This is a genomic window from Vibrio sp. V42_P2S4T144 (assembly GCF_009904715.1).
In the GTDB taxonomy this organism is placed as follows: domain Bacteria; phylum Pseudomonadota; class Gammaproteobacteria; order Enterobacterales; family Vibrionaceae; genus Vibrio; species Vibrio alginolyticus.
On sequence record NZ_WXWS01000227.1, the window covers coordinates 1 to 6345 of the forward strand.

At 42.7% G+C, this 6345-nt stretch carries 7 protein-coding genes; 5 read left to right on the top strand and 2 right to left on the bottom strand.

The window, feature by feature from the left end; translation table 11 throughout:
• The coding region (locus CAG68_RS08040) for a helix-turn-helix domain-containing protein (RefSeq protein WP_161440988.1) at nt 1–94 on the bottom strand (94 nt) is incomplete at its 3' end.
• Nucleotides 95–112: 18 nt separating this feature from the next.
• Nucleotides 113–859, bottom strand: coding sequence for a gamma-glutamyl-gamma-aminobutyrate hydrolase family protein (locus tag CAG68_RS08045; RefSeq protein ID WP_064368210.1), 747 nt, complete (start codon nt 857–859; stop codon nt 113–115).
• A gap of 340 nt (nt 860–1199) precedes the next feature.
• On the opposite strand from CAG68_RS08045, the gene CAG68_RS08050 reads away from it, so the two are divergent.
• The 5 genes from CAG68_RS08050 to CAG68_RS08070 all read left to right on the top strand — a co-directional run bounded on the left by CAG68_RS08050 (nt 1200) and on the right by CAG68_RS08070 (nt 6251).
• Nucleotides 1200–2543 (top strand): glutamine synthetase family protein, encoded by a 1344-nt coding sequence (locus CAG68_RS08050; RefSeq protein ID WP_005377815.1) that lies wholly within the window; start codon nt 1200–1202, stop codon nt 2541–2543.
• An 18-nt stretch (nt 2544–2561) separates the two neighbouring features.
• Nucleotides 2562–4037: a Na+/H+ antiporter NhaC family protein gene (locus CAG68_RS08055; protein ID WP_005377816.1), complete on the top strand. Its 1476-nt coding sequence runs from the start codon at nt 2562–2564 to the stop codon at nt 4035–4037.
• 249 nt (nt 4038–4286) lie between these two features.
• On the top strand, nt 4287–4970 hold the full coding sequence (locus tag CAG68_RS08060) for a DUF4336 domain-containing protein (protein WP_042522525.1): 684 nt from the start codon (nt 4287–4289) through the stop codon (nt 4968–4970).
• Nucleotides 4971–5386: 416 nt separating this feature from the next.
• Entirely contained in the window at nt 5387–5854 is a 468-nt protein-coding gene (locus CAG68_RS08065) for an Sbal_3080 family lipoprotein (protein ID WP_025766736.1), read from the top strand.
• A gap of 64 nt (nt 5855–5918) precedes the next feature.
• Nucleotides 5919–6251 carry a YnfA family protein gene (locus CAG68_RS08070; protein WP_005377819.1) on the top strand — a complete coding sequence of 111 codons (333 nt, stop codon included), beginning with the start codon at nt 5919–5921 and terminating at the stop codon, nt 6249–6251.
• Nucleotides 6252–6345: the final 94 nt, after the last annotated feature.

A 6345-nucleotide genomic window follows, 5' to 3' on the forward strand; every position in this document is an offset into this window, starting at 1 on the left:
GGGTAATACCAGCGCGCTCGGCTAGTTCCCTTTGTGACAATCCATGTTTTTTTCGTAACTGAACAATATTTTTACCAATCTCTTGATTGTCCATTCATACAGCTCCAAACGTTTAACGAGAGGTAGCCATCATAAATTCATTGAACAAAATTTGAGAGAAATGATTGGTTTTTGCTTCCCATTCTGGGTGCCACTGCACGCCAACGAAAAATTTTTGATTAGGGAGACTAAATGCTTCTACCAAGCCATCCGGGGCTTTAGCTTCTACTTGTAATAGAGGAGCAAGCTGATCGACGCCTTGGTTGTGTAGTGTGTTCACTTCAAAGAAGGTGGTGTTTTCCCAATGATTTTGCACCAGCCATTGTTCAAATAAGCTCTGCTTTTGAACTAGCACAGCGTGTGCTGGCGCGTATTTTTGTTCGAAATCTTCAACAGGCGCTTCACGATGGTCATTGAAGCCGGAGTCATGAACAGCTGGGTTTAATGAGCCGCCTAGTGCAACATTCATCTCTTGGAAACCGCGACAGATACCAAGGCACGGAATGTTTTGGTCTACCGCGTGACGAATTAACGTCAGTGATAGTTCATCACGTGCTTCATCTTTATGGCTTTCTTCATGTGTTGCACTGTATCGATGCGGAGCAACATTCGAATGACTACCAGGAAATAGGAAGCCATCACACATGTCTAATATGGTGGCTACGTCATCTCCCGACATTTCTGGAGCTAACATAATCGGTAGCCCTCCAAAATCCTTAACGGCGCGTAAGTAAAAATCGTTGACCGCTTGTATCTGATAGCCACCCAACTCTTTAGCGCAGCTAACCACACCAATGATGGGTTTGTGTGTATCTGCCATGATATGTCCGTGTTCAATTTATTTAACACAAACCCTACAAACCATGTACAAAATTATCAACACAGATGACCATTATTATCGTCACAACGTGATCCGACGCACTTTTTAGGCTTCAAAACTGAATATTTATGCTCATTATATTGAACAAAACAAAACCAACTGTTACAAAATAGTTAACAGAAAGACATAAAAACCAGCCGTTAAACATCAAAAACACAGTGTAAGTGCATGTTTAAATTAAAAATAACCTGAAAAACAAACAACTCGTTCAGAGTGCTGTAATTTATTTGTTAATTTGGTTATTTCTAATTTCTACTCGTCAGGCTATTTGGAGAAGAAAATGGAATCGTATCTACAGGAAGTACAAAATTTTAAACAAAAATGGCCCGATATTGAATTTATCGATCTCATCTTTACCGATATAAATGCCACCCCAAGAGGAAAACGCATCCCGATAGATGCTCTAGAAAAACTGAATAAAGGTGTTGCCCTCCCCCTTTCGACCATCACCCTAGATACCAAAGGTAACGTCGTTGAAACGGCCGGGTTGGGAGAAGATCTCGGAGAGCCAGATAATCTCTGCTATCCAATCAGCGGCACCTTAATGCCGACGGCAAAAGAACAAGTTGGTCAGCTACTGCTTAGTATGATGGATGAAACCGGGCAGCACCCTAACCCACTGTTCATCCGAAACATTCTCGCTTCTATATTGCAAACACTGCATGCTAAAGACCAATATCCTTGTGTCGCGCTCGAGCTGGAGTTCTATTTAATAGACAAAACCCGCGGCGAAAATGGCGAACCATTAACGGCAATTAACCCCACGAAAAAAACTCGAGAAAAAGATACCGAGGTTTACGACCTTGATGGACTAGATGACTACGCTGATTTCTTGGCCGACCTTAATCGAATTGCATTAGAACAAGGTTTAAACACTTCCGGAGCCCTATCTGAATCGGCACCAGGGCAGTTCGAAATCAACTTCAACCATTCTAAAGATGTACTTCGAGCATGTGATGAAATCATCATCGCAAAACGCTTGATTCGCCAAGTCGCTCATCAGCACGGATTTGACGCCACATTTATGGCGAAACCTTTTAGTGAGCAAGCGGGTAATGGCATGCACATTCATCTCAGCTTGGTTGATACAGATGGTAACAACCACTTTAGCCAATCAGACGGTCAAGCGAGCGCCTTCTTCTATCAAACCATGGCAGCGATGCTGTCACAAACATCCGATGCCATGGCCCTAATCTGTCCTAACGTTAACTCTTACCGTCGCTTTGTTCCTGGCGCTTACGTCCCGACCAAAGCCGATTGGGGAGAAAACCACCGCGGTGTTGCGTTGCGTGTGCCTATCAGCGATAGCAAAAATCGCCGTATAGAGCATCGTATAGCAGGCGCTGACGTTAACCCATACATTCTCGCTGCAGTAGTACTTTCCGCAGTATTAGCGAGTGAAAGCTACACCAAAGATCAATGTCCACCGACTCTCAGTGATGATGCAATTGAGTTACCTCTGCGTATGTCAGAAGCTCTAGAGCGACTGGAGCACAGTGAGCTAGCTCAATACATCTCAAGAGATTTTATCGATTTGTATCTAGCTTGCAAACAGAGTGAACTCGCAGAATTTGAGCGAGCGATTACTCCATTGGAAATCGACTGGATGTTGCACTCGGCATAAACAAAGGAAATGAACTTTATGACTACGCAGACCAAGGCGCTGGATGCGCCTCTTAAAATCAACTCTCAACACATTATTGTTTCTTTAATCTCGGTTGCGACGTTTGTCTTTTTTACCACAATCGGTTTGAACCATGAGGAAGGCGAAGCCTACGGATGGATGAGTCTTTTACCAACGGCGTTGGTATTGGTCTTTGCGCTGACAACACACCGAACTGTGGAAGCCCTCTTTAGCGGCGCTATTGCCGGTGTTCTTCTGCTTAACCCAACTGAAGCGGTGGAACAGATTGTTGATATTTCCATGAGTGTAATGATGGATGAAACTATTGCTTGGATCATCCTCGTTTGTGGTTTGATGGGCGGCCTAATTGCTATTTTGGAGAAAGGCGGCAGTATCTTAAGCTTCTCCGACATGCTGGTCACGAAAGTAAAAAGCCGTAAGCAATCGATGCTGATGACCTTTGCTTTAGGTATTCTGATCTTTATCGACGATTATTTGAATGCGATTGCAATTTCTTCCTCAATGAAAAAAGTTACGGACGGCTACCAAATCTCGCGTGAAAAGCTCTCATATCTTGTGGATTCAACCGCCGCGCCTATCTGTATCCTCGTACCGATTTCCACTTGGGCAATTTTCTTCAGTTCGTTGCTAGAAGCAAACGGAGTAGCAGAAGCGGGAGATGGTATCAAAGCATACATTGAAGCTATTCCATACATGGCTTACGGCTGGGTAACGCTGGTGATTGTTTTGCTGGTTGCAATGGAAAAGATCCCAGATCTAGGTGCGATGAAAAAGGCAGAAAAGCGTGCGAAGAATGGTCAAGTTCGTCCAGACGGTGCAACAGATGTCGACTTTGGTCCCGATGTATCTGCACATACCAACCCAACCATGGGCCTTGTCAACTTCTTGTTACCAATGATCGTACTTGTTGCCGCAAGTTGGTATTTTGGTATCGATCTACTTGCTGGTGTTTTCGTCGCGTTAATCTTTACTATTAGCTTTTACGGCGCACAAAAACTGATCTCGATGAACGACATGTTCGAAGCTGTTTATGATGGCATTAAAGTTATGCTACTGCCGCTTGCGACCGTTATTGGTGGTTTCATGTTGAAATCGGTCAACGACTCATTGGGCGTCACGCAGTATGTCATTGAGACCGTCAGCCCTTACCTGTCAGCGTCTTACTTCCCTGCGATTATCTTTATGATTACGGGCGCGTTGGTATTTGCAACGGCATCGTCTTGGGGAACGTTTGCAGTAGCGATGCCAATTGTTCTACCTTTGGGCGAACAGCTTGGTGTGCCTCTACACTTAACCGTTGCAGCGCTGCTTTCAGCATCAGCGGCAGGGAGCCACTCTTGTTTCTTTAGTGACTCAACCGTGTTATCTGCACAAGGTTCAGGCTGTACAGCAATGCAACACGCAACCACACAGTTTCCTTATGCGTTGATTGGTATTGTTGCAACCGCGATTTTCTTCTTCATCATCGGTTAGCCCCTTTATCTAATTGCAAAACCCTGCTCAAAAATAGCGGGGTTTTGTTCTATCAAGTCAAATGATCCTCTTAAAACTACTTTACGTTCGTTCAGTATAAAAATACTCAAAGATGTACAGCTGCACTCAATAAGGGTTTGGTAAACCTAATATTTTTGGTTTACGCTTAGCGAAGCGTTTATTGTGCAACAAGGCAGCTTTTGAGTAACTTAAATGCCGCCTTAATACAGTGTTAACGGTTGGAGAGACATGAAAAAGTTAGCCCATGAGATATGGATATTTGACGGAGATCCCGTCCAATTCTTAGGACTCCCATACACCACTCGTATGACTATTGTTAGGCTTTCTGATGGTGGCCTTTGGATTCATAGTCCAATTAAGTTATCAAATTCGATTAGAGAGCAAATCAACAATCTAGGCCAAGTGAAATACTTAATCGCTCCTAATCATTTACACCACTTGTTCTTATCTGAATGGGTATCTGCCTATCCTAGCGCAGAAGTTTATGGCACAAATGAAGTCATTAAGAAGTGCCGTGATATACACTTTCACGCTTCACTTAACCAAGGCGGTAATGCTTGGAACTCTGAGATTGAACAAGAACTATTTTCTGGCTCTCCATTAATGGAAGAGTGTGTGTTTTATCATCGACTTTCAAAGACCTTAATTGTTACTGACCTCGTCGAGAATTTTTCTGGCCAGAACTTTAACTACTGGCAGCGGTTTGTGGCTAAAGGGGCCGGTATTCTTGCTCCGAACGGAAAAATGCCTTTGGATTGGCGCCTAAGTTTTATGTTTAGCAAACAAGAGGCTCGAAAACACTTAAATAAATTGCTGTCTTGGAAACCTAATATATTGGTTATGGCTCACGGCGAAATCGTCCTTGATAATGCAGACGAGTTCTTACAGCGCTCTTTTAAGTGGCTAGTATGAGACTGCATTGAAAACTCACACAACAGAATAGACAAGAAGCTATTTTAAAACATTAGGCCCTTTTAGCTTAGTCTTAGGGGGGAATTTACAGAACTACACGTTATGTTTAACGATAAGATCCCCTGTTCCTCTTAATTGAGCATTATGCAGCAATTTAAAATTCCGTTAGAATTGCACTTCAAAAACTTCAATGCGAAGAATTCTGGACATTGATACGGACATAAGTTCAAGAGTTAACATAACGCTATAGCAATCTCTTACTAATAATTTGCTTCGAGACATTGGCATACTCCCGAAACAAACCCTTCTACTCTAAAGGTTTTGTTAATAACAGTTGCCATGCTTGTTAGTTATTCTCGTTGAACTCAGTATCTTGAAGTTGTTTGAATATATAAATTTAAAAAAAGAGACATAAGATGCACAAAAAACTCATCGTTCTAAGCTTGCCTATTCTATTAGCCGCATGTGCGGCACCAAAGTATACGGTAGAAACAATCTCGAAAGAAAATCAGAGCAAGGAAATCACCATCGTAAAAGACAACGCCACGCGAGATGTTTTCTTAGATTCGATGCAAGACTGGTGTTTGGATACCGCCCATAAATGCACAGTCGTAAGCGATGGCACTCCTCCTGTTAGCTCTGAGCTGACACTTACTTACGTATCACGCTGGAGCTGGGATTTTAGAACATTTATCGCTGATGCTCAGATCAAAGCCTACAAAAATAACGAAAAAGTAGGACAAGTTGAATTTAAAGCACCAAACAGCGCGAATCCAGATAAATGGGGTAAAGACAACAAACGAATCATTTCGATGATGGATTTGTTATTCGGTAAACAAACCGTGAGTGAGGCTCAATCCAAGATTAAGCTGGGCGAAATGTAATGAGTCGAACAATTGCCCATTTAACAAGCATCATATATTTGTAGAGAAAGATAGGAATGTTTAAGTGACTGAAGTCAAAACCATTGGGCTTTTCTTTATAACCGCCATTGCAGAAATATTAGGCTGCTACTTACCTTATCTCTGGTTAAAGGAAGATAAGTCAGTTTGGCTTTTGGTACCAGCAGCGCTATGCCTTGCTATGTTTGCTTGGCTTCTATCTTTACATCCTACCGCAACTGGCAGAGTTTATGCCGCTTACGGTGGTGTCTATATTTTTGTCGCAATTCTATGGTTGTGGTGTATCGACGGCGTTCGACCAACGCTCTGGGACATAGTGGGGGTTTCTGTCGCTATGCTTGGCATGTCAATCATCATGTTTTCACCCAGAGCATCCTAAACGTAATCGAGGGAAACCCTTACGCTTAGTATTTTGGCTATGTGCTAGATTTATTGATTAATAACATTATGACGTAATTGCTACATAGCCAAAG

Coding starts and splice junctions, on each gene's coding strand:
- CAG68_RS08065 (WP_025766736.1), top strand. CDS start 5,387: ATGCACAAAAAACTCATCGTTCTAAGCTTGCCTATTCTATTAGCCGCA.
- CAG68_RS08060 (WP_042522525.1), top strand. CDS start 4,287: ATGAAAAAGTTAGCCCATGAGATATGGATATTTGACGGAGATCCCGTC.
- CAG68_RS08045 (WP_064368210.1), bottom strand. CDS start 859: ATGGCAGATACACACAAACCCATCATTGGTGTGGTTAGCTGCGCTAAA.
- CAG68_RS08050 (WP_005377815.1), top strand. CDS start 1,200: ATGGAATCGTATCTACAGGAAGTACAAAATTTTAAACAAAAATGGCCC.
- CAG68_RS08055 (WP_005377816.1), top strand. CDS start 2,562: ATGACTACGCAGACCAAGGCGCTGGATGCGCCTCTTAAAATCAACTCT.